The sequence below is a fragment of the Pseudarthrobacter sp. NPDC092419 genome, assembly GCF_044755045.1.
Classification (GTDB): Bacteria; Actinomycetota; Actinomycetes; order Actinomycetales; family Micrococcaceae; genus Arthrobacter.
Window position 1 is genome coordinate 572,408 of sequence record NZ_JBIVQF010000001.1, and the last position, 24,988, is coordinate 597,395.

At 67.2% G+C, this 24,988-nt stretch carries 24 protein-coding genes; 17 read left to right on the forward strand and 7 right to left on the reverse strand.

What is annotated here, in order from left to right; all coding sequences use genetic code 11:
• Nucleotides 1–2: 2 nt before the first annotated feature.
• Nucleotides 3–1,199 carry a fumarylacetoacetate hydrolase family protein gene (locus tag ACIQC0_RS02555; protein WP_400532442.1) on the forward strand — a complete coding sequence of 399 codons (1,197 nt, stop codon included), beginning with the start codon at nucleotides 3–5 and terminating at the stop codon, nucleotides 1,197–1,199.
• Nucleotides 1,200–1,290: 91 nt separating this feature from the next.
• Here the strand turns inward: ACIQC0_RS02555 and ACIQC0_RS02560 are convergent, their stop codons facing one another.
• The 4 genes from ACIQC0_RS02560 to ACIQC0_RS02575 form a co-directional block, all read right to left on the reverse strand.
• On the reverse strand, nucleotides 1,291–1,674 hold the full coding sequence (locus ACIQC0_RS02560; RefSeq protein ID WP_377215086.1) for a VOC family protein: 384 nt from the start codon (nucleotides 1,672–1,674) through the stop codon (nucleotides 1,291–1,293).
• 173 nt (nucleotides 1,675–1,847) lie between these two features.
• Nucleotides 1,848–2,765: a 2-hydroxyacid dehydrogenase gene (locus ACIQC0_RS02565; RefSeq protein ID WP_377215085.1), complete on the reverse strand. Its 918-nt coding sequence runs from the start codon at nucleotides 2,763–2,765 to the stop codon at nucleotides 1,848–1,850.
• Entirely contained in the window at nucleotides 2,762–3,544 is a 783-nt protein-coding gene (locus ACIQC0_RS02570; protein WP_377215084.1) for a DeoR/GlpR family DNA-binding transcription regulator, read from the reverse strand. The genes ACIQC0_RS02565 and ACIQC0_RS02570 overlap by 4 nt, the downstream gene beginning before the upstream one ends.
• 70 nt (nucleotides 3,545–3,614) lie before the next feature.
• Nucleotides 3,615–4,757, reverse strand: a complete 1,143-nt coding sequence (locus tag ACIQC0_RS02575; protein ID WP_400532444.1) for a Gfo/Idh/MocA family protein — start codon at nucleotides 4,755–4,757, stop codon at nucleotides 3,615–3,617.
• A 139-nt stretch (nucleotides 4,758–4,896) separates the two neighbouring features.
• On the opposite strand from ACIQC0_RS02575, the gene ACIQC0_RS02580 reads away from it, so the two are divergent.
• The 13 genes from ACIQC0_RS02580 (at nucleotide 4,897) to ACIQC0_RS02640 (ending at nucleotide 17,458) form a co-directional block, all read left to right on the forward strand.
• Nucleotides 4,897–5,793, forward strand: coding sequence for a carbohydrate kinase family protein (locus tag ACIQC0_RS02580; protein WP_400532445.1), 897 nt, complete (start codon nucleotides 4,897–4,899; stop codon nucleotides 5,791–5,793).
• Between the two features lie 42 nt (nucleotides 5,794–5,835).
• Complete coding sequence (locus tag ACIQC0_RS02585) at nucleotides 5,836–6,720, forward strand: aldolase (RefSeq protein WP_400532446.1); 885 nt, start codon at nucleotides 5,836–5,838, stop codon at nucleotides 6,718–6,720.
• A gap of 101 nt (nucleotides 6,721–6,821) precedes the next feature.
• Nucleotides 6,822–8,108: an ABC transporter substrate-binding protein gene (locus ACIQC0_RS02590; protein WP_400532448.1), complete on the forward strand. Its 1,287-nt coding sequence runs from the start codon at nucleotides 6,822–6,824 to the stop codon at nucleotides 8,106–8,108.
• Between the two features lie 95 nt (nucleotides 8,109–8,203).
• A complete protein-coding gene (locus ACIQC0_RS02595) occupies nucleotides 8,204–9,064 on the forward strand; it encodes a carbohydrate ABC transporter permease (protein WP_377215079.1) in 861 nt (286 codons plus the stop codon).
• Between the two features lie 4 nt (nucleotides 9,065–9,068).
• Nucleotides 9,069–9,884, forward strand: a complete 816-nt coding sequence (locus ACIQC0_RS02600) for a carbohydrate ABC transporter permease (protein WP_377215078.1) — start codon at nucleotides 9,069–9,071, stop codon at nucleotides 9,882–9,884.
• Between the two features lie 76 nt (nucleotides 9,885–9,960).
• Nucleotides 9,961–11,400 carry an NAD-dependent succinate-semialdehyde dehydrogenase gene (locus ACIQC0_RS02605; protein WP_400532449.1) on the forward strand — a complete coding sequence of 480 codons (1,440 nt, stop codon included), beginning with the start codon at nucleotides 9,961–9,963 and terminating at the stop codon, nucleotides 11,398–11,400.
• Nucleotides 11,401–12,144 carry a sulfite exporter TauE/SafE family protein gene (locus tag ACIQC0_RS02610; protein ID WP_400532450.1) on the forward strand — a complete coding sequence of 248 codons (744 nt, stop codon included), beginning with the start codon at nucleotides 11,401–11,403 and terminating at the stop codon, nucleotides 12,142–12,144. It begins immediately after the preceding gene.
• Nucleotides 12,145–12,201: 57 nt separating this feature from the next.
• Nucleotides 12,202–13,461 carry an AGE family epimerase/isomerase gene (locus ACIQC0_RS02615; RefSeq protein ID WP_377215075.1) on the forward strand — a complete coding sequence of 420 codons (1,260 nt, stop codon included), beginning with the start codon at nucleotides 12,202–12,204 and terminating at the stop codon, nucleotides 13,459–13,461.
• Between the two features lie 50 nt (nucleotides 13,462–13,511).
• Complete coding sequence (locus ACIQC0_RS02620) at nucleotides 13,512–13,694, forward strand: hypothetical protein (protein WP_400532451.1); 183 nt, start codon at nucleotides 13,512–13,514, stop codon at nucleotides 13,692–13,694.
• 167 nt (nucleotides 13,695–13,861) lie between these two features.
• Nucleotides 13,862–15,100 carry an MFS transporter gene (locus tag ACIQC0_RS02625; RefSeq protein ID WP_400532452.1) on the forward strand — a complete coding sequence of 413 codons (1,239 nt, stop codon included), beginning with the start codon at nucleotides 13,862–13,864 and terminating at the stop codon, nucleotides 15,098–15,100.
• Nucleotides 15,101–15,220: 120 nt separating this feature from the next.
• Entirely contained in the window at nucleotides 15,221–15,922 is a 702-nt protein-coding gene (locus tag ACIQC0_RS02630; protein WP_400532453.1) for a hypothetical protein, read from the forward strand.
• Nucleotides 15,923–16,031: 109 nt separating this feature from the next.
• The gene (locus tag ACIQC0_RS02635) at nucleotides 16,032–16,580 is read left to right on the forward strand and encodes an RNA polymerase sigma factor (protein WP_400532454.1); all 549 of its coding nucleotides are present in this window, start codon (nucleotides 16,032–16,034) and stop codon (nucleotides 16,578–16,580) included.
• Nucleotides 16,577–17,458 carry a hypothetical protein gene (locus ACIQC0_RS02640; protein ID WP_400532455.1) on the forward strand — a complete coding sequence of 294 codons (882 nt, stop codon included), beginning with the start codon at nucleotides 16,577–16,579 and terminating at the stop codon, nucleotides 17,456–17,458. Before ACIQC0_RS02635 ends, ACIQC0_RS02640 begins: the two co-directional genes overlap by 4 nt.
• On the opposite strand, the gene ACIQC0_RS02645 is transcribed toward ACIQC0_RS02640, so the two are convergent.
• A complete protein-coding gene (locus ACIQC0_RS02645; RefSeq protein WP_377215069.1) occupies nucleotides 17,433–17,768 on the reverse strand; it encodes a cupin domain-containing protein in 336 nt (111 codons plus the stop codon). The genes ACIQC0_RS02640 and ACIQC0_RS02645 overlap by 26 nt on opposite strands.
• A gap of 149 nt (nucleotides 17,769–17,917) precedes the next feature.
• Here ACIQC0_RS02645 and ACIQC0_RS02650 point away from each other — a divergent pair, with 149 nt between their 5' ends.
• The 3 genes from ACIQC0_RS02650 to ACIQC0_RS02660 all read left to right on the forward strand — a co-directional run bounded on the left by ACIQC0_RS02650 (nucleotide 17,918) and on the right by ACIQC0_RS02660 (nucleotide 22,107).
• Entirely contained in the window at nucleotides 17,918–19,327 is a 1,410-nt protein-coding gene (locus ACIQC0_RS02650; RefSeq protein WP_400532456.1) for an FAD-binding oxidoreductase, read from the forward strand.
• A gap of 172 nt (nucleotides 19,328–19,499) precedes the next feature.
• On the forward strand, nucleotides 19,500–20,720 hold the full coding sequence (locus tag ACIQC0_RS02655; protein ID WP_400532457.1) for a mechanosensitive ion channel family protein: 1,221 nt from the start codon (nucleotides 19,500–19,502) through the stop codon (nucleotides 20,718–20,720).
• Between the two features lie 73 nt (nucleotides 20,721–20,793).
• Entirely contained in the window at nucleotides 20,794–22,107 is a 1,314-nt protein-coding gene (locus tag ACIQC0_RS02660; RefSeq protein ID WP_400532458.1) for a hemolysin family protein, read from the forward strand.
• A gap of 59 nt (nucleotides 22,108–22,166) precedes the next feature.
• On the opposite strand, the gene ACIQC0_RS02665 is transcribed toward ACIQC0_RS02660, so the two are convergent.
• Nucleotides 22,167–23,528: an MFS transporter gene (locus ACIQC0_RS02665; RefSeq protein WP_400532459.1), complete on the reverse strand. Its 1,362-nt coding sequence runs from the start codon at nucleotides 23,526–23,528 to the stop codon at nucleotides 22,167–22,169.
• A gap of 60 nt (nucleotides 23,529–23,588) precedes the next feature.
• The gene (gene fdhA, locus ACIQC0_RS02670) at nucleotides 23,589–24,806 is read right to left on the reverse strand and encodes a formaldehyde dehydrogenase, glutathione-independent (protein WP_400532460.1); all 1,218 of its coding nucleotides are present in this window, start codon (nucleotides 24,804–24,806) and stop codon (nucleotides 23,589–23,591) included.
• Nucleotides 24,807–24,988 lie beyond the last annotated feature (182 nt).

Sequence of the window (24,988 nt, forward strand, 5' to 3'; positions counted from 1 at the left end):
GCATGACGGACATCCTGCCCGCCGGATTCGCTGCCGGCCATTGGGTGGGCCGGGTCTGGGACCCTGCCACGGCAGGGCCGCGCGTGGTGATGGTGACGCCCGGGGCGGACGGTGACGCCGCCGTCGTCGACATCACCCGTGCCGCACCCACCGTGGCGGGGCTGCTGGACCATCCCGATCCCGTGGCGGTCCTGGACCAGGCGGAAGAAACCCAGCGCTGGCGGCTGGCGGACCTGGTGGCGGCATCCCGCGAGCATGACCCGGCGCGGCCGCACCTGCTGGCGCCCGTGGACCTGCAGGTGGTCAAGGCGTGCGGCGTCACGTTCGTGGACAGCATGGTGGAGCGGGTGATCGAAGAACGCTGTGCCGGGGATGCGTCGCGGGCGGCGGAGGTCCGTGCCCAGGTGGCGGAAGCGTTGGGAGGAAGTATCGGCGACCTGCGGCCGGGGTCCCCCCAGGCCGCGCACGCCAAGGACGTGCTGTTGCGGCAGGGCATGTGGTCGCAGTACCTGGAGGTGGGGATCGGGCCGGATCCGGAGGTCTTCACCAAGGCGCCGGTGCTGTCCTCGGTGGGATACGGTTCGCGGATCGGCATTCCGTCCTTTTCCGCGTGGAACAATCCCGAACCCGAACTGGTCCTGCTGGCCGATTCACGGGGGCGGCTCCGCGGGGCGACGCTGGGCAACGATGTGAACCTGCGGGATGTGGAAGGCCGGAGCGCACTGCTGCTGGGGAAGGCGAAGGACAACAATGCTTCAAGCGCGCTGGGTCCGTTCGTCCGCCTGTTCGACGCCGGCTTCACGCTGGACACGCTGCGCTCCGAGGAGATCACGCTTCGGGTCGCCGGGGCCGACGGTTACACCCTGGAAGGGTGTAACAGCGTCTCCCGGATCAGCCGTTCGTTCGAAGAACTGGCCGCGGCCACCTGCGGTCCGCACCACCAGTACCCCGACGGATTCGCACTGTTCACCGGGACCCTGTTTGCCCCTACCCAGGACCGGGATGCTCCGGGACTGGGGTTTACGCATAGGCCGGGCGACATCGTGACGATCAGCAGTCCGCATCTGGGTGCGCTGGTGAACACCACTGGCGTTGCCGAGGAGCTGCCGCCGTGGGACTTCGGCATCCGTTCGCTGTTCGGGTATCTCGCGGCGGAGGGCCTCGGCGTGAATCCGGCGGTCCCGGCCGCGCTCGCGTAGGGGCTTCCCCAGGCCGCCGAAAACGGTCCCGCCCCGCACAGGCGGTGCTCGGCAGCACCGTTCGTGCGGGGCAGGGCCGTTCATGCCGGACCTACGGCATCGACGAGATATTAAGGATGTTGCCCTCGCTGTCCAGGAACCAAGCCGCCTTCCCGAGGTCCGGGAGCGTGGCGATGCCGTTCTCGGTCTTCAGGCCCGGGAAGTCGTATTCCTCAAAAACGACGCCGCGGCCGCGCAGCTCCTCCACCTCGCGCTCAACGTCGCTGGTGGCCCAGCCCATCTGCGTGTTTTTCGCGGTGCCCGCGTTATCCGTCCGGTAGAGGAGGAAGCCGGAGCCGTTGCCGCAGCGGTACACCAGGTTGTCCTCGTCAATGGTGGTGGCGGGCTCCAGGCCCAGCTTGTCCCGGTAGAAATCCCTGGCCCGGTTGATGTCCTTGGCGGGCAACACGGGCATGACATCCAAATCTTTGAGCATGACGATTCTCCTTGCCGCATGTAATGGCGATGCTCTCCCCCGGTTCGGTCCCGCCGTCGCAGCGGCCCGGGCCGCGAGGCCACCCGTCGCGCCGTTTGCCGGGGCGGCCACTTACTTACGAGGCCATTATGGAACTGGAACCTGCCCCGGCGGAATAGGCGCTGGAATGCGGGTCAGAGAAGGACCACGTTGACCGGATCCTTGCCGTCCTGGAGGAGCCCGATCTGCGTCCGGATGAGCTTGACCATCCGCGGGAACATCGCCGAACTGGCGCCGCCGACGTGCGGGGTAATCAGCACGCCGGGCACGGTCCAGAGCGGGTGGTCCGCCGGCAGCGGCTCCGGGTCGGTGACGTCCAGGGCCGCGCGGAGCCTGCCCGACGAGGTCTCGGCCAGCAGCGCATCAGTGTCCGCCACGGGGCCGCGGGCCACGTTCACCAACAGTGCTCCGTCCGGCATCGCGGCAAGGAACTTCCCATCCACCAGCTGCTTGGTCTGGTCACTGAGCGGCACGCTGACCACCACGATGTCGTGCAGGGGCAGCTGCTCGTACAGCGAATCAATGCCGTAAATGGTCCCGGCAGCGTCCTCGCGCGCCCGGCTGGCCATCCGCGTGATCTCCGTTTCGAACGGCAGCAGCCGCGCCTCGATCGCCTTGCCCACTCCCCCGTAGCCCACCAGCAGCACGCGCCGGTCCGCCAGGCTGGGACGCTGCGCGTTGTCCCACACCCCGTCCGCCTGGTTCCGGGCAAAATCCGGAAGTCCCCGCTGGGCGGCGATCATCATGCCCACGGCAAGCTCCGCCGTCGACGTCTCATGGACGCCCGCCGCGTTGGCGAATACGCATCCGTCGGGCAGGACGTCCGCCACGCCGTCGTACCCGATCGACTGGCTCTGCACCAGCCCAACGTCCACGCCCTCCAGCGCGGCCAGCACAGACGGCTTGCCCATGTAGGGGGGCACCACCAGGTCCAGCCGGCCTTCGGGCGCGGGTCCGGACAGGTCCCAGAGGAGAAGTTCGACGCCGGAGACCGGCTCCAGCGCGTCCAGCAGGTTTTGTTCGGGCAGGCTGACCCGCAGCGGGGCGCTCACGCTGCCACCACCAGCTTCACCTCGGCTGCCCGCAACGCTGTGGCAATATCCCGGGGTGGCGGCGCGTCCGTCACCAGCACATCAACTGCGTCGAACGCTGCGAGCCTGGCAAGGGCATACCGCAGCATCTTCTGGTGGGTTGCCACCACCACTACCTGTTCAGCCGAGTTCATAAGGGCGATCTTAGTGGCGCGCTCAACGTCACGCTCAATATAAAACGCCTCGTCATGGATGCCACTGACCCCAATGAAAGCGGTCCGGGCCCGCAGGCCCGCCACAGCACTGACGGTCATCGGCCCGTTAAACGCCTGGCTGTCCAGCAGGAGTTCGCCGCCCAGGCAGATGGTCCGCGCCGCCGTCAACTGAAGGCAGCGCTGGATAGCCGGTGCCGAGTGGGTAATGACGGTCCCGGTGAAGGAGGTGGGCAGCTCCTGGGCGATCTGGTAGGCGGTGGTACCGGCGTCCAGGATGATGGCATCCCGTTCCCCGATCATCGATACGCAGGCGCGGGCCACCCGAAGTTTCGCTGCGGCGTCCTCCCGCACCCGTGCTGCAAAATCCGCGTTCTGGCCCTGCCCGTGAATGGCGCTGACGCCGCCGTGGACCACCCTGACCAGCCCCAGTTTGGCCAGCACGCGCGTATCCCGCCGCACCGTCATGTCCGATACCTCGAAGGACTCGGCGAGGTCGGCCGTGGACATGAATCCACGCCGACCAAGCTCCTCCACGATGGTGCGCTGGCGGGGTGTCAGCGTTGCTTCTTCCCGTGCGATGCTCATGGGCTCTCTCTCTTGCCTGTTTGCCGGACACCCCGCCTGCTTGGGTGTTGCAATTCCAACACGAATTTAGTTAATCACGTACCCCGGCAGTGGCGCCCGTAAGCTCAATGGGACGTCCTTCTACGATCGAGCGTTCGGCGGCGAGCCCTATCCGGACCGACTGCAGGCCGTCGGCGACGGTCACTTCCACCGGCCCCTCACCCAGGATGGCTTTGCGGTAGCCGAGGTGCTCGTAGTACGTGGAGCCGTGGTGGGCGCCGGCAGCAAGGACTGCCTCGTCGACGGGAACCTCATGCTTTTCCGGACCCAGCGGCGACCGCGGGCTGAACTCCACGGTTGCCTCGGCCTCGTCCCCCGGGATCCAGTGGTTGGCCGCTACGGGGATCAGGGTTTCGATCTTGGCCGCGTCACCCACGATGGAAATTCGTTCCTGGAACTTGGACCCTTCTGCGAACATGGACAGCTCCAGCATGGCACGCTTCCCGCCCTTGAAGTCGACAATCACGTAGGCGTTGTCCACCATGTCCGAAATCCTGCCCCCGTACACCTCATCCATGTGGTTTACATCGTGCCCGCCGCTGGCGTAGACCCGGGTGGGCTCGTCCTGCAGGATGAGGCGCATCAGGTCGAAGAAGTGGCAGCACTTTTCCACCAGGGTGCCGCCGGTCCGCTCGGCGAAGCGGTTCCAGGCATCCACCTTGTGCAGGAACGGGAAGCGGTGTTCCACGATGGAGAGCATGTAGATATTGCCGAGCCTGCCGTTGTGGGCTGCCTGGATGACCTCCTGTACCGGGGGCATGTAACGGTATTCCATGGCCACCCACACCGGCGCCGGGTAGTCAGCCGCCAGCCGCTCGAGTTCGTCCGCCTGGTCCGCGCTGACGCATACCGGCTTCTCCACCAGGACCGGCAGGTTGGTGCCGCTGGCAAAGATGTCCTTCAGGATCCCCAGGTGGGTGTCATTCGGGCTGGCAATGACCAGCGCGTCCACCAGGCCGGAGGCCAGGAGTTCCTGGTGCGAGGCGAAGCTCTGCACCTCATATCCGATCTCCTTCGCGGTCTCTTCCAGGGAGGACTGCTGGGGATCGGACACTGCGGTGATCCGGCTTCCGGGGATCAGGGCGAGGTTCCGGACGTGTTCGCGGGCCATGTGGCCGGCGCCGATGAGACCGTACCGGATAGTCCGGACCGATTCCGCAGTTGGCAATGACATGAGCTGCTCCGTTTCTCTACGTTGAGTGTTTGGGACCGCGGCGTTGCATCCCAAACATAACTATACAGAAAGTGTTGTTTTTCCAACATGGCGTGTGTATATTTTTTCAGTACCAGCCGGAACTACAACGAGGTGGAACGTGCCCCAACCGTCAACAGGAACCCTGCTCTTCGTAGGCTGCGCCACCCTTGACGCAATTGCCCTGGTCGAGGACTACCCCGCCGCGGACAGCCGCACCGTCGCCTCAGACTTCGCGACGGCGGGCGGCGGCCCGGCGGCGACTGCCGCCGTTGCTGCGGCGCGAGCCGGAGCCCGCACAGCCTTCGCGGGCGTCCTGGGTACCGACGAGGAAGGCGACCGCATTATCACCGGCCTCCAGGCAGAAGGAGTGGACACCTCCGCCGTCATCCGCGACCCGGATGTCAGGACCGGTGCCAGCGTCATCGTGGTCAGCAGGGCAGCCGAAAGCCGGGCCATCGTCACCCGACCCGTACCTCCGGTCAGCTTTCCGGCCAACAGCCGCTTCCACGAGCTGGCGGAAGCGGCATCCTGGATCCACGTCGACCACCTTGGCTGGAACGCCGTCGCGTCCCTCCCCGGGGGTCCTGCCGGACGGAGCATCAGCGTAGACGCAGGCAACCCCATCCCTTCCTTCAGCCCACGGGGGGTCGCCCTGTACGTGCCCACCATCGAAAGGCTCCGCGCCGAGTACGGTGACGGACTCGCCCCCGAAGCCCTCCTGCAGAAAGCGCTCGACGACGGCGCCTCCGCCGTCGTCGCCACCGCCGGCTCCGAGGGCGCCTGGGTCCTGGAACGCGGCGGCATGCCTGCCCATGTTCCGGCCACGCCGGCAGCCATTGTCTCGACCCTCGGCGCCGGCGATGTCTATCACGGTGCCATCCTGGCCGCGGTCGCAGCCGGCCTCCCACTCGTGGAAGCCGCCGCGTTCGCCGGCCGTACCGCCTCCGCCTCGTGCGCAGGACTGGACGGACGCTCCGCGATCCCCCGCCAGGCCATCACGCCTGCCCTTGCCTAACAAACCCGTTCATTCAAACCGTCCAGCTGAAAGAAGCAGCCCATGAGCCCTACAGACCTCTCCCCGCTCCAGCGTCCGTCCGGTGCGTTCGCGATGCTCGCCGTAGACCAGCGCGAAGCCATGCGCAACATGTTCGCCGAGCACACGGACCAGCCCGTCACCGACGAGGACCTCCGCACCTTCAAACTCGAAGCGGCACGGATCCTCAGCCCCTACGCCTCCGGAATCCTGATTGACCGTCAGTTCGCACTCGACCAGGCCATCGAGGCCGGTGTGGTCGACCCCGGCTGCGGACTGATCGCCTCAGCCGACCACTTCGAGCCGGCACATGGTGAACTGGTAGGCGAAGTGACCATCGACCGCCTCGTAGATCCGCACAAGTACAAGGCGCTGGGCGCGAAAGCGCTCAAGCTGCTGGTCCTCTACCGCCCGGATGAACCTGCCGAAGGCCGTGTGGCCATGGTCCGCGAATTCGTTGAAAGCTGCCGGTCCGCCGGCCTGATCAGCATCATCGAGCCGGTCTCCCGCAAGCCGCTGGCCGGCGGCGACTTCGACTGGAACGCCGGGATCCTGGCCGCCGCAAAGGAACTTGGCAGTCTGGGCGCGGACCTGTACAAGGCCGAGGTCCCCTTCAAGGGCCAGGCCTCCGAAGCCGAGGTCCGTGCCGCCTGCGCCGAACTGACCAAAGCCATCGACGGTCCCTGGGTGGTTCTTTCCTCCGGCGTCCCCGAGGACGTCTTCCCCGACGCCGTCCGGTGGGCCTGCCTGGAAGGCGCCAGCGGCTTCCTTTCCGGACGCGCCGTCTGGGCCTCCTGCATTGGCGCGCCCGACGTCGTCGAATCCCTGTCAACTGACGCCGTCCGGCGGCTCCAGCGCCTCTGCGCGGTAGTCGATGACGTCGTCTCTGCCCAGCGGGCCAACGCATAGGAGATTCCACCCCGGCGAACCAGCCACCAGTCCGCGCGAGTCCGGGCACCCCAGCAGTCAACCAAACAAGGCACAGCAAAACACTCAACGAGGAGATCATTGTGAGTCAGATTTCACGCCGCCAGGCCATCGCCCTTCTCGGAGCCCTGGGCTTCGGCGCCACCGCGGCAGCCTGCGCCGGCCCCGGCGGGTCCACCACACCGGGCGGGGCAACCGGTCCGGCCGCCCCCTCCGCCGGTGCAGTCACCGGCAAAGTGTCCTTCGCTCACTGGCGCGGTGAGGACAAGGCCGTGTTCGACGAGCTGATCAAGCGGTTTGCCGCGCTGCACGACGGCGTGGAAGTGGCCCAGGACATCTCCACGTCCAACGATTACAACGCCCAAGCCTTGCAGAAACTCCGTGGCGGCTCCATCGGCGACGCCTTTGCCACCTTCCGCGGTGCCCAGTTCAAGAACTTCACCGAAGCCGGGATCTACACGGAACTCAAGGACAGCAAGGCGGTGAAGAACTACCAGGAAAGCCTCTTGTCCGCCGGAAGGTCCGGGGAGAACCAGCTGGGCCTGCCGTACCAGGTGGTATTCCCGATGCCCATGGCCAACGTCGATTTGTTCGACAAGGCGGGGGCCGACCTTGCCCCGAAGGACTGGGATTCCTTCCTTGCCATGTGTGACGAGCTGGCCGGCGCCGGAGTCATTCCCATCTCCTGGCCGGGCGGCGACGTTGGAAACGGCGGGCAGCTGTTCAACAACATGATCGCCAACAACGCTCCCGTCGATGACATGTGCGCCCAGATCGAGCAGGGCAAGCTGAAAGTCACCGATGACTGGTTCATCAAGATGCTGAACCAGTACAAGGAACTGGTTCCGTACCTGCAGCCCAACGCCACCGGAACCGCTGTCGAACCCGCCCAGAACCTCTTCTCCCAAGGCAAGGCCGCCATGCTGGCCACTGGCTCGTACCACATTGCCGCGGTCCGCGGCCTGGGCGCCAAGTTCCCCATCGAGCTGGTATTCCCCAACACCTCGGACGGCACCGGCAAATACGAGGGCGTCTACAACGCCACCTTCATCCTGGGCGTCAACTCCGCAAGCAAGAACCAGGCAGCCGCGGCAGCGTGGATCGACTTCCTCTCCGAACCGGAGAACGCCGCCTACTACGCCAACCAGACGGCGCAGCACGTCTCCGTGAACAACGTGGAATACACCAACCCGGACCTGAAGCGCCTGAGCCCCTGGCTGGAGAAAAAAACGGCTCTGGCAGCCAGGTTCCAGTTCCAGAACCTGGATGTCCGCAATGCCGTGGAGGCGAGCGCGACGGCGGTCATCTCCGGCACCAGTCCGGAACAGGCAGCCGAAGCCGCTCAAAAGATCGTGGACGAACGGATATGAGCACGCACACAGGGCTGCCTGCTAAACGGAAGGCATCAGGCAGCCCACCGGACCCGATTCACGCAGGGAAGAAACGCCGCCGCTCCCCCACTCGGGTGAATCCGGCGCTGTATCTCTTCCCGCTTCCCGCCGTCGCCGTAATTGCCTTCTTCCTGGTGATGCCCACCCTGCAGGCCTTCCAGTACGCCCTTACGGACTGGAACGGCTTCTCGGCCGCCTTCAACTACGTCGGACTGGACAACTTTGTCCGGGCCTTCACCAATGACTCGCTGTTCACGAACGCACTGTCCAACAACCTCAAGTTCGTACTGCTGGTGGTGATTGCCCAGACGGTGTTCTCCCTGATCCTGGCGCTGCTGCTGACGAAGAACTCGCGGGGGAGTGTCCTGCTCCGTGCGTTGTTCTTCTTCCCCACCATTCTGTCCTCGGTATCCGTGGCGTTTATCTGGAAGTTCATCTACGATCCCAACTTCGGCCTGGCCAACACAGTCCTCAGAAGCGTGGGCGTGGACGGCGGTTCCTACCTAGGCAATGACGCCCAGGCACTGTACTGGGTGGCCGTCACCCAGGTGTGGTTCCACGCCGGGCAGATGATGGTGGTCTACATCGCCGGCCTGCAGGCCATCCCGCGGGAGCTCTACGAGGCCGCGGAGATGGACGGCGCCAATAGGTGGCAGCAGTTCACGTCGATCACCTGGCCATTCGTGGCGCCGGCAACGTCCATTGTGGTGGCCTACACCACGGTGCAGTCCTTCAAGGCGTTCGACCTGATCCTGGGTATCGCGGGCAACCCGCCGAAACAGTCCCTGGATATCCTCTCCACCCGCATCTACAGCACCTTCGCCAACTCGGAGTTCGGCTACGCAGCCGCCCAGTCGATCATCTTTATGGCGATGATCGCCCTGGTCACCTGGCTGCAGCGCCGGCTGCTCCGCCTCACCCCGAAGGGGGAATGACAGCATGCTCGCATCAATAACCCGCCGCGGAATCCTCGCGATCTACGCGGTCATCATCATCATTCCGCTGACCGTGGTGGGGTTCGGCAGCTTCAAGTCCACCCAGGAACTCTTCGCGGGTCCGTTCAGCCTGCCGCAATCACTCTCCCCCGCCAACTACGCGGAAGTGATCGGCGGCCAGGACCTCGGGTCTTCCTTCTGGAACAGCGTCATCGTCACAGCGATCTCAGTGCCGCTCACACTTTTCCTCGCCAGCCTGGCCGGCTACGCCGTCTCCCGGCTCCGCGGCTTCATGTCCTGGGCCATTTTCGGATTCCTTGTCCTTGGCATGGCCATCCCCGCCCAGGCCAACATGGTTCCGTTGTATGTCCTCTTTGGACGATTGGGGCTCCTGGACAGCCTGGCCGGCCTGGTCCTGGCGAACCTGGTCTCTACCCTGCCCATCGCCGTCTTCATCCTGGGCGGGTTCATGCGGACCCTGCCCAAGGAACTCTACGAAGCGTCGTCGATCGACGGCACCGGCCCGTGGCGGACCTACGTGTCCATCGCCCTGCCGCTATCCGCCCCGTCCATCGCCGCCGCAGCGATCTTCCTGTTCGTCATCCACTGGAACGAACTGCTGTATCCGCTTCTTTTCATCCAGTCCCCCGGCAACCGCACACTGCCCCTGGCACTGCTGAGCTTCCAGGGCGAGTTCCAGACGAACTACCCGCTGCTGTTCGCCGGCGTCATCATGGCCTCCCTGCCCGTGGTGGTGGCCTATGTCTTCCTGCAGCGGTACTTCGTTGCCGGCATCACGGCCGGAGCCAGCAAGGGATGAGCACCGCAACCACGGCGGCCAGCCCAGCCCGCCCCGTCGTACTGGACGTCCCCCAGCCCCACGAAAGGCACCATCCATGAACCTCACATCAGCCCGGCACCTCGTGAACGGCACCTGGCACACCGCGGGAACTGTCAAGGACGTGACAGACCCCGGCAGCGGCAGCACCGTGGGCGAGGTGGCCTGGGGCACCGGCGAGGATGCCACCAGGGCCGCGGACGCCGCGGCGCAGGCGTTCGGGTCCTGGTCCCGCACCACCGTCCGGCAGCGGGCAGACCTGCTCCGCAATGCAGCTGACCTGCTTGCCGAACGCCGCGACGAACTGGCCCAGACGCTGGCCCTCGAGGCCGGCAAGCGGCTCCCCGAAGCCCAGGGCGAGGTGGACTTTTCGGTGGAGTACTTCCGTTGGTTCGCCGAGGAAGTCCGCCGTTCCACAGGTACTGTCAGCCCGCCGGAGCTGCAGGGCCGCCGCCACCTCAGCAGCCGCAAACCGATCGGTGTGGCGCTTAGCCTCACGCCGTGGAACTTCCCGGTGTCCATCCAGGCGCGCAAGCTTGCCGCCATGCTGGCCGCAGGCTGTACCGTGGTGGGCCGCGTGTCCGAAAAGGCGCCGCTCGCCGCCACCGGGCTGTTCGAGGTCCTGCACGACGCCGGGTTCCCGGCTGGCGTGGTCAACCTGGTCCACGGCCCCTCCCGCGAGATCACCGGTGCCCTGATGTCCCACCCTGCCGTGCGGGCGGTCAGCTTCACCGGATCCACGGGAGTGGGCCGCCAGATCATGGCCTCAGCCTCCGCAAGGGTGGTCCGTCCGCTGCTGGAACTGGGCGGCAATGCGCCCTTCATCGTCTTCGAGGACGCGGACCTGGACGCCGCCGTGGAGGGTGCCGTGCTGGGCCGGCTCCGGAACACGGGTCAGTCCTGCGTGGCGGCCAACCGGTTCCTGGTGCAGGACAGCATCGCCGACGAATTCGCGGCGCGGCTGGGCGCGCGCTTTGATGCGATGAGCATCGGGCACGGCGTTCCGGACGACGGCACGCCCGTCCCGGACCTGGGTCCCATGATCGACGCCGAACGGGTGTCCGCCGTGCAGGCCCTGGTGGACGACGCACTGGAGCGCGGCGCCAGCCGGGTCACAGAGCGGACCTCAGTGCCCGGCCAGGGTGCATTCATGGCACCCACGCTGCTCACGGACGTCCCCGATGATGCCCCCCTGGTGACAGAAGAAGTGTTCGGCCCGGCGGCCGGCGTCGTGACCTTCTCCTCGGAGGAAGAGGCAATCCGAAAGGCCAACGCCACAGAGATGGGCCTGGCCGCGTATGTCTGGAGCAGCAGCCCCAAACGCGGCTGGGACATTCCCGAGCGCCTCGAGGCGGGCATTGTGGGCGTCAACGATCCCCTGCCGTCCGTTGCGTTCGCCCCCATGGGCGGCGCCAAACAGTCCGGCCTCGGCCGGGAAGGCGCAAGCCTGGGCCTGGAGGAATTCGAGGAGATCCAGTACGTGGCCTGGAGGCCGTAAGTGCTGACCACCGGACTGGTGCTGGGCGCCGTCGTCATGGGTGCCGGGATGCAGCGCGTCACCGGCATGGGCTTCGCGCTGGTGGCCGCGCCCTTCCTGGTCCTGCTCCTGGGGCCGGTAGAGGGAGTGGTACTGGTGAACGTATGCGGCGCCGTGACGGCGGGGGCCATCATCTTCCGGGTGGTGAAGGACATCGACTGGAAGCGGTATCTGCTGCTCACCGCCTCAGCACTGCTGGGCATCATCCCTGCGGCATTCCTGATCCGACTCATCCCCGCAGCAGTGCTGGAGATCGCCATCGGGGTGATTCTCGCCGTCGGACTGACCGTCCTGCTGGTCCTGAAATCCGCCACCTTGCCGGAGCGCCGGCGCTACCTCTTCACGGCCGGCGGCCTGAGCGGGTTCATGAACACGGCGGCTGGGGTGGGCGGACCGGCGGTCAGCATGTACTCCATCGCCACCCGGTGGCAGCACAAGTCGTTCGCTGCCACCATGCAGCCCTACTTTTTCACCATCGGCGCACTCTCGCTCATCTCCAAGGCGATCACCGCCCCCGAAACGTTCCCCATGCTGCCATGGGGAATGTGGGTGGCCGTTGCGGTGGCCTGCCTGGCCGGGCTGATACTGGGCGACGTCGCCGCAAAGTTCGTTCCTGCCCGCGCCGCACAGCTCCTCCTGATCATCCTGGCCTACCTTGGAGCGGCGGCGACCATTATCCGCGGCGTGCTCGACGCTGCCGGATAGCAACAGCACCACCACCGACACAACCCCTTCGCACCGCACCACAGAGAGGAAACAACAATGACGTGGCTGAACAGTGCCGCCCACGCACGATGGCTCGAGGCGGAAACCGACCGGCTGATCAATTTCGCCGCGGCTTCAAAGGTCCCTACGGGGTTCGGCTGGCTCGACAACTACGGCAAGGTGTTCCCCGACAAGCCGACCCATCTCTGGATTACCGCCCGGATGGTCCACAGTTTCTCCGTCGCCGCCCTCCTGGGACGGCCCGGCGCAGCGACCCTCGTGGACCACGGCATCGCGGCGCTCAACGGGGTGCTCCACGATAAGGAATTCGGCGGCTGGTATGCCGAGGTGGATGAAAGCGGTCCCGTAAACGACACCAAGTCCGGCTACCAGCACTCGTTCGTGCTCCTTGCTGCTGCCAGTGCCGTTGCGGCCGGACGGCCAGGTTCCCGCGAACTGCTCGAGGAAGCGCTCCGGATCGCTGACCTGAAGTTCTGGGACCACGAGGCCAACATGTGTTTCGACTCCTGGAACCGCGACTTCACCGAAACCGAGGCGTACCGCGGCGGCAACGCCAGTATGCACTCGGTGGAGGCGTACCTCATCGTCGCCGACGTAACCGGGGAGAACCGGTGGCTGGAGCGGGCCCTGCACATCGCCGAGGTGCTAATCCACCAGTTCGCGCGGAACAACAACTACCGGGTCTTCGAACACTTCGACCCGGCGTGGAACCCGATGCCGGAGTACAACACCGATGACCGGGCCAGCCAGTTCCGCGCCTACGGCGGAACCCCCGGTCACTGGGTTGAGTGGGCGCGCCTGCTCCTCCACCTCCGCGCCGGGCTCGAAGCCCGCGGCCTGGAGGTCCCCGCATGGCTGCTCGAGGACGCCCGCGGCCTCTTCGACGCTGCCATCCGTGACGCCTGGCAGCCGGACGGGAACCCCGGCTTCGTCTACACGGTGGATTGGGAAGGCAAGCCGGTGGTCACCACCCGCATCCGCTGGGTGCCCGCCGAGGCAATCGGCGGAGCGGCGGCCCTCTACATCGCCACCGGCGAACAGCAGTACGCGGACTGGTACGAGCGGATCTGGGACCATGCCCGCGACTGGTTCATCGACTACGAGCACGGATCCTGGAAGCAGGAACTCGACGAGAAGGGCAACGTCACCTCCACCGTCTGGTCCGGAAAGGCGGACATCTACCACCTCTGGCACTGCCTGGTGGTCCCGCGCCTTCCGCTGGCGCCCGGACTCGCTCCGGCCGTGGCAGCAGGCCTGCTGGACGCCCGGATCAGCGCACCCGGCCAGGCCAAGTAACCATGTCCATCAAGGAATCAATTGTCAATAACCCACCGGAAAGGACAGCCATGTCTGCCACCGCCCCCGAAGAAACCGTCCTGCATGTCTCCGCTGCAGCGGCGGCACCCGTGGACATCCGGCTTCAAGCCGGCCAGGCCGTAACCGTGAGATTGGATGTGGCCGGTACCTGCACGTGCCAGGCGGCAGGCCGGCCCGGTTCCTACACCGACACCGATTTCGGCAAACGGTAAAGCGCAGGCGGACCGGTGTGCGGTGCCCCGGAATGGCACGCGTAACACGGCTTAGCGGAGCGTCTGTCATATCCATGACAGACGCCCGGATCCGGTAAATTTAAGGGAGGAATTGTCCGGCCAGCCGAGCCGCGTTCCACCCCTCCCCTTGAATGGATCCCACCCCCATGTCTTCCGCGATTTCCGCGCCGGAACCTGCCCGTTTCCCGTACGCCGCGATGGCTGTCCTGGCCACCATTGCTTTCACTGCCATCACCACCGAACTCCTGCCGTCAGGGCTGCTGCCGCAGATCAGCGACGCACTGGGAGTGTCCGAGGCGGTGGCCGGGTACCTCGCCGCCGCCTATGCCGCGGTCATCGTGGTCACAGTCGTGCCGGCAGCGCGGCTGCTGGCGCGCATCCCGCGGCACGGGCTCCTGGTCGGGCTGGTGCTGACGTTCGCTGCGAGCAACGCCTGGGTGGGCCTGGCCCCGGATTTTACGACGGCGATGATCGCCCGCATGGTGGGCGGCCTGGCGCACGGACTCCTCTGGACCACCATGGCACCATACGTGGCACGGGTAGTGCCGGCGGCGAAGGTGGGCAAGGCGCTGGCGATCGTGTTCAGCGGCAACAGCCTGGGTTTGGCCGTCGGCGCTCCCGCGGGCACTGCGTTGGGCGCGCTCCTTGGATGGCGCGCAGCGTTCCTGGCGATGGCCGGGTTCGGCGTGCTGCTGGCCGTGCTGGCGTTCCTCGTGCTTCCCCGCGTCCACCGGATTGCCGACGCCGCCCGTCCCTCGCTCCGCCTGGCCATCGCGCAGCCGGGGGTCAAGTCCGTCGCCGTGGCGTGGCCGCTGCTGGTCCTGGCCCACTTCGCGCTCTTCACCTACATCGCCCCGTACATCCACGGCGCCCAACTGCCCGACTACGCCATCAGCCTCTCCCTCACGGTCCTCGGCGCGTCCGGACTGCTTGGGATCTGGATTGCGGGCCTCACCGTCGATTCGAGGCCGCGCCGTTCGCTCCTGATGACGACGGCGGCCATCGCCGCTTCCATGCTCCTGTTGCCGTTCGCGGTGGGTAACCTCGTGTTCGCGCTGGTGCTGATGGCCGTCTGGGGCGCCGGCCTGGGCGCGATCGGCATCTACAACCAGTCCGCGATCCTGCGCGCCGGCGGCCACTACAGCGAAGCGGCCAACGGGCTGACGGTGCTGACCATCCAGCTGGGGATCACGCTCGGTGCCCTCTACGGCTCGGCCGCCCTGGTGGCGGGTGGCCCCCTCCTGGTTCCCGCCGCGGCCGCCCTCCCGGTGCTCGGCGCCCTGGCCATCGCACTGGCCGGGAAGAAGCACGCCTACCCGCCCGGGCCGCGCGAGCAGGTCTGGCTGGAGCCGCGGCCCGTAGGGTCCGAAAACGTCAAGGCATGACAACCCCGTCAAATTTTTTCCAAAACCCGTAACCTCGATGACGCAATTTTCGATCCACTAAGTGCGGGGACATCCCGCGAAGTTGAACGCAATCCATAAAATTCGTCAACGGAGGGTCTCATGTCTTACTTCACCTTTTCAGGCAACAAGCTGGTTATGACCGCACTTGCGGCCGGTGCCCTGGCGGTCGGCGGCACGGGGGTCGCGGCCATGGCCGATTCGCACGACGGCCCGGTAGCGCCCATCGAATCGCCCACGCCGGAGCCCACGGACACTGTAACGCCGGAGCCCACCCCCACCGAGACTGAAACAGCATCGCCGGATCCGGAACCGACCGAGACCGAAACGGCCGAGCCTGAGCCCACCGGCGACCCGGAACCCACACCGGAACCCACGGAAACCGACGATTCTGATGCAGACGACCCGGAAACCGATGATCCTGAGGAAGGCCCCGCCGCCACCCCGGTGGGCCCTGACGTCACCGGAGCGGCAGCAGCCGGCCTGTGCAACGCCTTCGAACACGGCGGCCTGAACTCCACCTCCACCGCCTACACCGTCCTGATGCAGGTGGCCGGCGGCGACGAGGCCATCGACGACTACTGCGCCACCATCCCGGCACCGCAGGAGCGAGGCGAAGGCAGCATCGATGACGGTTCGGACAACGGCACCACCCCCGGTGAGGGCGACGGCATCGTCCAGCCGCAGAGCGTCGAGCTGCAGAACGAAGGCGCACCTGCCTCCAACGGAGCCAACGGCTCGCCCGGCTCCAGCGGCGGCGCCGGCCACCAGGGCAACAGCGCCAAGCACTCGCACCACGGCTAGGAGTAGCCTGCTTTAAGGAGCGCTAACGCCGTGCCGGGGGCGGACTTTCCCTCCCGGTGCGGCGCCATCCCACCGATGTCCCGCAGGGGTATCTGCCGCAGGGGGGCGGATGCAAGAGATCAGCGATGAGGCACAGGCGCAGCGCCAGTCCGGCGAGGGCGCCTTTTGTGCTGTGTACCGGGAGCTCGCCCCGGCGGTCCTCAGCTACCTGCGCGCCCGGGACGTCGAGGACCCGGAGGCCATGACCCAGGAGGTCTTCCTGGCCCTCTACCCGCAGCTGGACGGGCTCGACGGCGGCGCGCAGGGCGCCAAATCGCTCGCCTTCTCCATCGCCCACGCCCGCTACGTGGATGAGTATCGCCGCCGGGTGAAAACTCCTTTCAGTACCGGGTATGACCCCGATGCCGACCCCCGCCGTGCCGATTCGGCCGAGGACCAGGTGGTGGCCGCCGCCTCCACCGAGAACGTCAAGGAAATCCTCGGCACGCTGCAACCGGACCAGCAGGAAGTCCTGGCGCTGCGGATCGTGGCCGATCTCTCCGTCGAAACCACCGCCGAAATCATGGGCAGGAGCACCGGCGCCATCAAGCAGCTCCAGCGCCGTGCCCTCTGCCGCCTCCGGAAACTCCGTCCCTCATTGAAGGAAGACGCATCATGACCAGTGAACAGCACGGGCGGAACCGCCGCCTCGAGGACCAGCTCTACGTGGACGCGCTGCTCGCCGAAGCGGGCTTCGTCGCGGACGACGACGAGCTGCGGGACGCGCTGCTCCGGTTGCGGTCGTTCAGAACTACTGAAGTTCCGGTGCCGTGCGCTGAGCTGGCGGCGCTGATTCAGGGGTCAGGCGCGGGCGGAGCAGGTCCCGCCGGAACAGACGGGCCACTGGCGGAGGTGGTACCGCTCCCCGGGCGGGCCCGGAAACAGCCACGGAGGAAACGGGCCGTCCTCACCAGCCTGGCCGTGGCGGCGTCGCTGGGCATTGCCGGCGGCGCGGCCGCGGGAAACGAAACCGTCCGGCGCCAGGCAGCTGGCACCATCGACACGATCGTCCGATCCTTCGCCCCGCCGGCCCCGGTCCCGGTCCCGGCCGGCGCAGATCAAGTAACAACAGACCAATCCGGCGCAGATCGATCCGGCATGAATCAATCCGGCCCAGGTCGATCCGGGACAGGTCCGACACCGGGGCCCGAACAGCGGGCGGAAGCACCCGGCCCTGAGTCCGGCGTCAGGACTTCCGCGGCGGAGCCGTCCGGCGCGGAACCCGGGCACCCCGGGACAGCGCCTCGAATCAAGGACCCCGCCGAAGCGCCCGGCCACGCAGGGGCAGGCGCGGCCAAGGCAACCCCGGCGGAACCGGAACCCGCCGCGGCCAGACCAGTGCCGCCGTCGTCCTCCGTCCAGGAAAGGGACCGGAGGCCTGCGTACGGGACGGCACCGGGGGCACAGGACGGACCCGGTGCGCCACCAGCGGAGGCAGTCCCGGCGGCAACGGAAGAGCCGCAGCCGAGGGTCAGTCGCGGTATTTCGCCACGGTGAACAGGAAGGTCGTGTCCTCCTCGGCGTCCAGGCTGTGCAGGCCCGGCGGAACGATCAGCAGGTCGCCGGGCTTGCCCTGCCAGGACTCTCCCCCGGCGTTGAGCCGGATGCAGCCGCTGAGCACGTAGAGCGTGGCGTCGCCGGGATTCTTGTGCTCACTCAGCCGGGTTCCGGCTTTCATGGCCATCACTGACTGCCGCAGGATCTTTTCGTGGCCGCCGTACACCGTGTCCGCGGCACGGCCGTTGGTGGCGGCGAGCGCCGCGGTGAGCTGCTGACGGGCCAGGGCGGCGATCGATATCTTCTGCATGCGCCCAAGGCTACCCGTGTCTTGACCCTCCCGGGGCGCCGCCAGATACTGAAAGTACTGCCGCCGTCGAGCGCCGTACCCTGGCGCTTCCCCAATCCCTGAAGCCTGCCGGACCAGCGACGATCCGGCCTCTAGTGGCGAGGCCAGCCATGGACCAGACAACACCCTCCGCCGCAGACGGACAGGTCGCCGGGGTACTGAACGATCTGCGGCAACGGCTCGCGGGAACCCTATTGGAACCGGACGACCCCGGTTATGACGAAGCGCGCAGGGTGTGGAATGGCATGCAGGACCTTCGCCCGCGTGCCATCGCCCGCGCCGGCTCCATCGCGGACATTGATCCCGTCCTGGCAGCCGCCCGCGACTCCGGCCTGGTACTGGCTGTGCGGGGCGGCGGACACAACATCGCCGGCCACGGCAGCGTGGAGGGCGGCCTGGTGCTGGATCTGGGCGCGCTGCGCCGCGTCACCGTGGACACCGAAGCGCAACTGGTCACCGCGGAACCCGGTGCCACGCTGGCGGACGTTGACCAGGCGACGGCAGCCCACGGCCTCGCCGTACCTGTAGGGGTGATCAGCCAGACGGGGATCGCCGGACTGACCCTGGGCGGCGGCGTGGGGTGGCTGACCCGCAGCAACGGCCTGACGCTGGACAACCTCCACTCGGCGGACGTGGTCACGGCTACCGGTGACCACCTGCGCGCCGGCGCGGACGAGAACGCGGACCTGTTCTGGGGTCTCCGCGGCGGTGGCGGGAATTTCGGCGTCGTGTCGTCCTTCACCTTCAGGGCGCGGGAACTGCCGGCCCCCGTCCTGGGCGCCAACCTGTTCTACCGCCCGGAGCACTGGAAGGAGGGGCTGCAGCGCTTCGCGGCCTGGTCGACGGCCCTGCCGGAGGACATGAATCCCATAGTCAGCTTCCTTGTTTTTCCTCCGGAGTTCGACATGGGCGCCGCTCCGTGGATGATCATCGGCTGTGCCTGGGCGAACGCGGACCACCGTCCCGGGTTGGAGCTCATCGATAAGCTCCGCGATGCTGCACCGCCTGACCAGGATGAGGTGGGACCCGTGTCCTGGCCGGAATGGCAAAGTGCGATGGACAGCCTCTTTCCCAAGGGCTCTCGTGGCTACTGGAAGAACGTCTCCTTTTCGCGCCTCGACGATGAAGTCATCGACGTGGTGGTTGGCTTCGCTTCCGAGGTCGCCTGGCAGGGCACCGGAATCGACATCCACCTGCTGGGCGGAGCCTTCGCCCGCGTTCCGGAGGAGGCCACGGCCTATCCCAGCCGTGCCTCACGCTACCTGCTGAACATTTACGGGTTCTGGCCGAGCCCCGACGACGATGCGCGCCTGACCGCCTTCGCCCGTGCGGCGCACGGACGGATGCAGCCCTTCGCCGAACAGGGCGAATACCTCAACTTCCTGGGCGGCGAGGAACGCCCGGACGCCGGCGCAGCCCGCCTGACCTACGGGGCGGACAAGTACGAACGGCTGCTCAGCCTCAAGCGGCGGTACGACCCCGGCAATCTTTTCACCCGTAACCACAACATCGCGCCGTAGCCGTACGTTCCCGCCCGGTTGCCTCGCTCTGCACCCGGTTGCTGCCCGCCGGAATCCCCGGAATCACGGAGAACTCCCCGGCGCGGGAGTGGCTCCGGCCAGGCCAAGTGGGCGGGAGCGCACGGGGGCCCGAATTTCACCCCCGGCGCGGGCAGTTGATAGTGGTTAAGTAATGCGAGACCTACTCAATCCCGCCATGCCCTTCATCGCCGTGACCGTCGCGGTGGCCGCCGGACTGGTCCTGTCCTGGCTGCTGCGCAAGATCGTCCTGCAGCTCAACCGCAAGCGGCCCGAGCTCCGGACCGCCTCCCGGGTTGCCCGCCAGCCGCTGCGCCTGGCACTGTGCCTGATCGGCGTCCGCGCCGCGCTGGGGCTGACCGCGTCGCACGAAAGCTGGCACGCCGCCGTCGACCATTTCCTGCTCATTGGCCTGATCGCGTCCCTGGCCTGGCTCGCGGTGGCCGTGCTGCTGATCCTCGAGGCGGTGGTGCTGGACCGCTACAGCGTGGACGTGGCAGACAACCGCAGGGCCCGGCGGCTGCGGACGCAGACCATCCTGGCGCGGCGGATCGGCGTGGCCCTGGTGGTGGTCCTCGCCGCTGGCTCCGTGATGCTGACGTTCCCCGCCATCCAGGCACTGGGCGCCGGGCTGCTGGCGTCCGCCGGCGTGCTCTCCATTGTGGCCGGCCTCGCCGTGCAGACGTCCCTGGTGAACGTGTTCGCAGGCATGCAGCTGGCCTTTACGGACGCCATCCGGGTGGATGACGTGGTGGTGGTGCAGAAGGAATGGGGCCGCATTGAGGAGATCACCCTTACGTACGTGGTGGTGCATATATGGGACGACCGGCGCCTGATCCTGCCCTCCACGTACTTCACCACCACGCCGTTCGAGAACTGGACGCGCCGCCAATCGGCCGTCATGGGCACCGTGGAATTCGACCTCGACTGGCGCGCGCCCGTGGAGGACATGCGCGTCGAACTCCGCCGCGTGCTGGCGGACACCGACCTCTGGGACGAGCGTGTGGGCATCCTGCAGATCACGGATGCCACCGGCGGGTTCGTCCGCGTCCGCATCCTGGTCAGCGCCGCCGACAGCGCCGCCCTGTTCGACCTGCGCTGCCTCATCCGCGAAGCCATGGTCACCTTCCTGCAGCAGGGCCACCCCGAGGCGCTCCCCCACCAGCGCTGGGAAAAGTACGACGGCGGCACCCCCTCCCGCCGCACACTCCCCTTCCAGCGGGACGACTCGGCCCAGGACCCGCGCAGTCCCGACCGGGGCGAGTCCCAGCTCTTCACCGGGTCACTGGAGGCCGTGGAGCGTTCGCGCGCGTTCAGCGGGCCGGGCGAGGACGTGTTCGAGGACCGGGACAAGCACCTGGCGTCCCGCAACTGACCTGCGCCGATACGGCTCCGGTGGCGCCACCGGGATCCCCCTCTCCGGCGTGAAGGTTCTGTAGGGTCGTTGCATGGACGGCACTACCCTGGTCAATTTCCTGCTCGTGCTCTTCTTTGTCCTGCTGGGCGGGGTGTTTGCCGGCACGGAGATGGCCCTGGTGTCGCTCCGCGAGAGCCAGGTGCGGCAGATCGAGAAGTCCGGGGACCGGGGCGCCCGCATCGCGGACCTGGCACGGAACCCGAACCGCTTCCTCTCAACCGTCCAGATCGGGGTGACGCTTTCCGGCTTCTTTTCCGCTGCGTACGGTGCCTCCACCATCGCACCGGACGTCGAACCCCTGCTGGAGGGCCTGGGCCTGGGGTCCTCGGCAGAGCCGGTGGCGTTCATTGCCATGACGCTGCTGGTGGCGTACCTGTCGCTGGTGCTGGGCGAATTGGTTCCCAAGCGCCTGGCCATGCAAAGTGCCGTGGGATTCACCCGTGTGCTGGCGCCGCCGCTGAACCTCCTGGCCAGGATCATGCGGCCGGTGGTGTGGCTGCTGTCCGTGTCCACCAACGCCCTGGTCCGGCTGCTGGGGGGCGACCCGCAGGCCAAGCAGGCCAACGTTTCGTCAGAGGAACTGTGGGACATGGTGGCGGAGAACGACCTGCTCGAGGAACCCAGCCGCAGCATCCTCACGGACGTCTTCGGCTCGGCGGACCGGACGCTGCAGGAGGTGATGCGCCCGAGGACGGAAGTCTCGTTCATTGAGGGGGCCCGGACCATCGCGGACGCGCGCGCCCTCGTCCAGGACGGGCCGTTCTCCCGTTATCCGGTGATCGGCCGGACCCCGGATGACGTGTTGGGGTTCGTGCACATCCGCGACCTGATGCCGCGGGGCGCTGACCAGGACCGGTCCCTGGTGAAGGACATCGTCCGCGAAATCCTGCCGCTGCCCGGCACCAACCACGTCCTCCCGACGCTGGCCAGGATGCGGCGCACCGGCCACCACATCGCCTTGGTCGTGGACGAATACGGCGGCACGGACGGAATCGTCACCCTCGAGGACCTGGTGGAGGAACTGGTGGGCGAAATCTACGACGAGTACGACACCGGAGCCGACCACGAGGACCGCGTGGACATGGCCAACGGTGCCATCGACGTGGACGGCGGACTGATCTTGCAGGAGTTCCAGGCAGCCACGGGCATAGAACTCCCGGACGGGCACTACGAAACCGTTGCGGGGTTCATGATCGACCGGCTGGGCCGGCTGCCGAAGGCCGGCGACCGGGTGGAGGTTCCCGGCTATGTGCTCATGGTGCTGGCCATGGACCGGCTGCGCATCGCCCGGATCCGGGCGACCCCGCTCGCCGGCTCCCCCGGCGAAGCTGCGGAACCCGCGTAGGGTGCACCGCCGTCGTCCGCGGTTCTGCCTTGATGATTACCCTGCCGGCTGCCCGCCTGCTACTCCGGCCGCGGCCGCCACACCAGGAAGACCGCCAGCGTCGCCGCGCAGAGGACCAGCATGGCCGCCACCATCCGCGCCCAGCTGTCCTGGTGCACGCCCCCGGAAGCGAAGACGCCGATCATCACGGTGGCGGTAATCGCCCCGACATACCGGCACGTCTGGTAGATCCCGGCCGCCACCCCGCGCTCCTGCGGCCGGCTGGAGATGAACATGCCCTGGTTCGTCGCGATGCCCAGGACACCGTACGGCACGCCCATCAGCGCGGTGAGGACCACGACGACGGGAATCACCAGGGTGCCGGTGAGCAGCCACATCAGGGCGGCCACCAGCGTGAGGAGGACGACGCCGGCAATCAGCACCCGCCGCACGCCGAACCTTCCCATGGCGCGGACCGCCCACGGGGTGGCCACGACGGACATGGCCGCCAGCGGCAGCATCAGCAGGCCGACGACGGCCGGGCTGTACCCGCCGGATTCCTGGAGCAGCTGCGGCAGGCCAAAGAAGACGAAGTAGTAGACGCTGCTGAACACGGCGAAACCCAGGTACACCAGCATCAGCGGCCGGTTCCTGCCCAGCAGCCGCAGGTCCAGGAACGGCTTGCCGAACCGCAGCTCCCGCCAGGCGAAGAGCGCGGCGATGACCGTCCCTGCGGCGAGCATCCACCAGCGGAAGTCCGGCGCCACGTTCAGGGCGGCCATCATCACCAGCAGCAGCGCCGCGATGAAGGCCGCGATCCCGGGAATGTCCGAGTCCCGCAGCAGCTCGGCCACGCTGCCCCGCTCACGGGATCCGTCGGGCGGCGCGGCCTTCCGGACGATCAGCAGGGCCGCGAGTGCCAGGGGCACGTTGACCAGGAAGAGTGCCTCCCAGCCGACCAGGCCCACCAGCAGCCCGCCCACCACCGGGCCGACCGCGGCCGCGGAGGTGTTCGCCATCTGGATCCTCCCCAGCGGGCGGGCGGCTTCGACGCTGGCCCGGGCGGCGATGGCTCCAACCATTACCACGGCACTGGGATACGCGGCAGCGGTGCCCAGCGCCATGACGGCCCGGGCCACGCACAGGAGTGCGAAGTTAGGGGCGAACGGGGCCAGGGCACAGGTCACCGCGACCAGCCCCATGCCGAGGAGGAACATCCGGCGTGGCCCGAACCGGTCCGCCAGCCGGCCCATGACTGGCTGGCCGGCGGCGGAGGCGAGGTAGAACGCCGTGATGACCCACGTAACCCCGGCGACGTCGAGCCCGAAGTCGGCGCGCAGCACCACCAGGGCCACGGCGATCATGGACGAGTTCAGCGGGTTCAGGGCCGTGCCCAGGCTCAGGCCGGCGATGGCCAGTGCGGTCCGGGGCTTGTTGCTCACGGTAACAGTCTGGCCTACGCGGGGCGCCCGGGCGAGTTGATGACCCGTGCGCCCGATCCGTCAGCTCAGGTAGCCATTGGGATTCAGGACGTACTTGGTGGCGGCGCCGGCGTCGAATTCCGCGTAGCCTTTCGGTGCGTCCTCCAGCGAGATCGCCTTCGCGTTGACGTTTTTGGCAATGCTCACCCGGTCATGCAGGATGGCCATCATCAGCTGGCGGTTGTACTTCATCACCGGGCACTGCCCGGTTGTGAAGCTGAGCGACTTGGCCCAGCCGGTGCCCAGGCTAAGGCTCAGCGCACCCTTCTTCGCCGCCTCGTCGACGCCACCGGGATCGCCGGTGACGTAGAGGCCCGGGATACCTAGGGCGCCACCGGCCGCCGTGATGTCCATGAGGGAGTTCAATACCGTGGCCGGGGCTTCCTCCGCATCTTTTCCGTGACCATGACCCCGCGCTTCGAAGCCCACGGCATCGACGCCGCAGTCCACTTCCGGGACGCCGAGGATCTGTTCGATCTGTTCGCCCGGACCGCCCTTGGTCAAGTCAACGGTTTCGCAGCCAAAGCTACTGGCCTGCGCCAACCGGTCCGGGTTAAGGTCGCCCACTATCACGACGGCCGCACCCAGCAGCTGCGCGCTGGTCGCCGCGGCGAGGCCCACCGGTCCGGCACCAGCCACATAGACGGTGGAACCGACCCCAACGCCCGCTGTCACGGCGCCGTGAAAGCCGGTGGGGAAGATGTCAGAAAGCATGGCCAGGTCAAGGATCTTCTCCATGGCCCTGTCCTTGTCCGGAAACTTCAGGAGGTTCCAGTCCGCGTAGGGAACCAGCACGTAGTTCGCCTGGCCGCCCACCCAGCCGCCCATGTCCACGTAACCGTAGGCGCTGCCGGGCCGGTCCGGGTTGACGTTCAGGCAGATGCCGGTCTTGCGTTCCTTGCAATTGCGGCACCGGCCGCAGGCGATGTTGAAGGGCACCGAGCACAGGTCGCCGACCTTGATGAATTCGACGTCACGCCCCACTTCCACCACTTCGCCGGTGATTTCGTGGCCCAGCACGAGGTTCGCCGGGGCCGTAGTGCGGCCGCGGACCATGTGCTGGTCCGAGCCGCAGATGTTCGTTGCGACGGTCTTGAGGATCACCCCGTGCGGTACCGGGCGGCCCACGTTGGCCGGGTTAACCCCCGGACCGTCCTTCAGTTCAAAACTCGGGTAGTCAATATCGATAAGTTCGACTTCGCCGGGCGCCTTGTAGGCAACGGCTTTGTTCCCTGTCATCTGTCTCTCCTCTGGCCAGGCTGACCGTGTGCGGACAACCATGATTACTGGGTAGTGACTCTCCCCCACAGCCACAGCGCGAACAAGGCTTCAGCCGTTCTCTCCGGCGGGAGCGGGATGCTCTCACCGGGGCGGCAGGATGGTTGGCGGGGTCCGCCCAGTCTAGGCAGGGAAGCTCTACA

Excerpts from the sequence above, each read along its gene's own strand:
- ACIQC0_RS02555 (WP_400532442.1), top strand. The coding sequence starts at position 3 with ATGACGGACATCCTGCCCGCCGGATTCGCTGCCGGCCATTGGGTGGGC.
- ACIQC0_RS02560 (WP_377215086.1), bottom strand. The coding sequence starts at position 1,674 with ATGCTCAAAGATTTGGATGTCATGCCCGTGTTGCCCGCCAAGGACATC.
- ACIQC0_RS02570 (WP_377215084.1), bottom strand. The coding sequence starts at position 3,544 with ATGAGCATCGCACGGGAAGAAGCAACGCTGACACCCCGCCAGCGCACC.
- ACIQC0_RS02575 (WP_400532444.1), bottom strand. The coding sequence starts at position 4,757 with ATGTCATTGCCAACTGCGGAATCGGTCCGGACTATCCGGTACGGTCTC.
- ACIQC0_RS02585 (WP_400532446.1), top strand. The coding sequence starts at position 5,836 with ATGAGCCCTACAGACCTCTCCCCGCTCCAGCGTCCGTCCGGTGCGTTC.
- ACIQC0_RS02600 (WP_377215078.1), top strand. The coding sequence starts at position 9,069 with ATGCTCGCATCAATAACCCGCCGCGGAATCCTCGCGATCTACGCGGTC.
- ACIQC0_RS02605 (WP_400532449.1), top strand. The coding sequence starts at position 9,961 with ATGAACCTCACATCAGCCCGGCACCTCGTGAACGGCACCTGGCACACC.
- ACIQC0_RS02615 (WP_377215075.1), top strand. The coding sequence starts at position 12,202 with ATGACGTGGCTGAACAGTGCCGCCCACGCACGATGGCTCGAGGCGGAA.
- ACIQC0_RS02620 (WP_400532451.1), top strand. The coding sequence starts at position 13,512 with ATGTCTGCCACCGCCCCCGAAGAAACCGTCCTGCATGTCTCCGCTGCA.
- ACIQC0_RS02625 (WP_400532452.1), top strand. The coding sequence starts at position 13,862 with ATGTCTTCCGCGATTTCCGCGCCGGAACCTGCCCGTTTCCCGTACGCC.
- ACIQC0_RS02630 (WP_400532453.1), top strand. The coding sequence starts at position 15,221 with ATGTCTTACTTCACCTTTTCAGGCAACAAGCTGGTTATGACCGCACTT.
- ACIQC0_RS02635 (WP_400532454.1), top strand. The coding sequence starts at position 16,032 with ATGCAAGAGATCAGCGATGAGGCACAGGCGCAGCGCCAGTCCGGCGAG.
- ACIQC0_RS02640 (WP_400532455.1), top strand. The coding sequence starts at position 16,577 with ATGACCAGTGAACAGCACGGGCGGAACCGCCGCCTCGAGGACCAGCTC.
- ACIQC0_RS02645 (WP_377215069.1), bottom strand. The coding sequence starts at position 17,768 with ATGCAGAAGATATCGATCGCCGCCCTGGCCCGTCAGCAGCTCACCGCG.
- ACIQC0_RS02650 (WP_400532456.1), top strand. The coding sequence starts at position 17,918 with ATGGACCAGACAACACCCTCCGCCGCAGACGGACAGGTCGCCGGGGTA.
- ACIQC0_RS02655 (WP_400532457.1), top strand. The coding sequence starts at position 19,500 with ATGCGAGACCTACTCAATCCCGCCATGCCCTTCATCGCCGTGACCGTC.
- ACIQC0_RS02660 (WP_400532458.1), top strand. The coding sequence starts at position 20,794 with ATGGACGGCACTACCCTGGTCAATTTCCTGCTCGTGCTCTTCTTTGTC.
- fdhA (WP_400532460.1), bottom strand. The coding sequence starts at position 24,806 with ATGACAGGGAACAAAGCCGTTGCCTACAAGGCGCCCGGCGAAGTCGAA.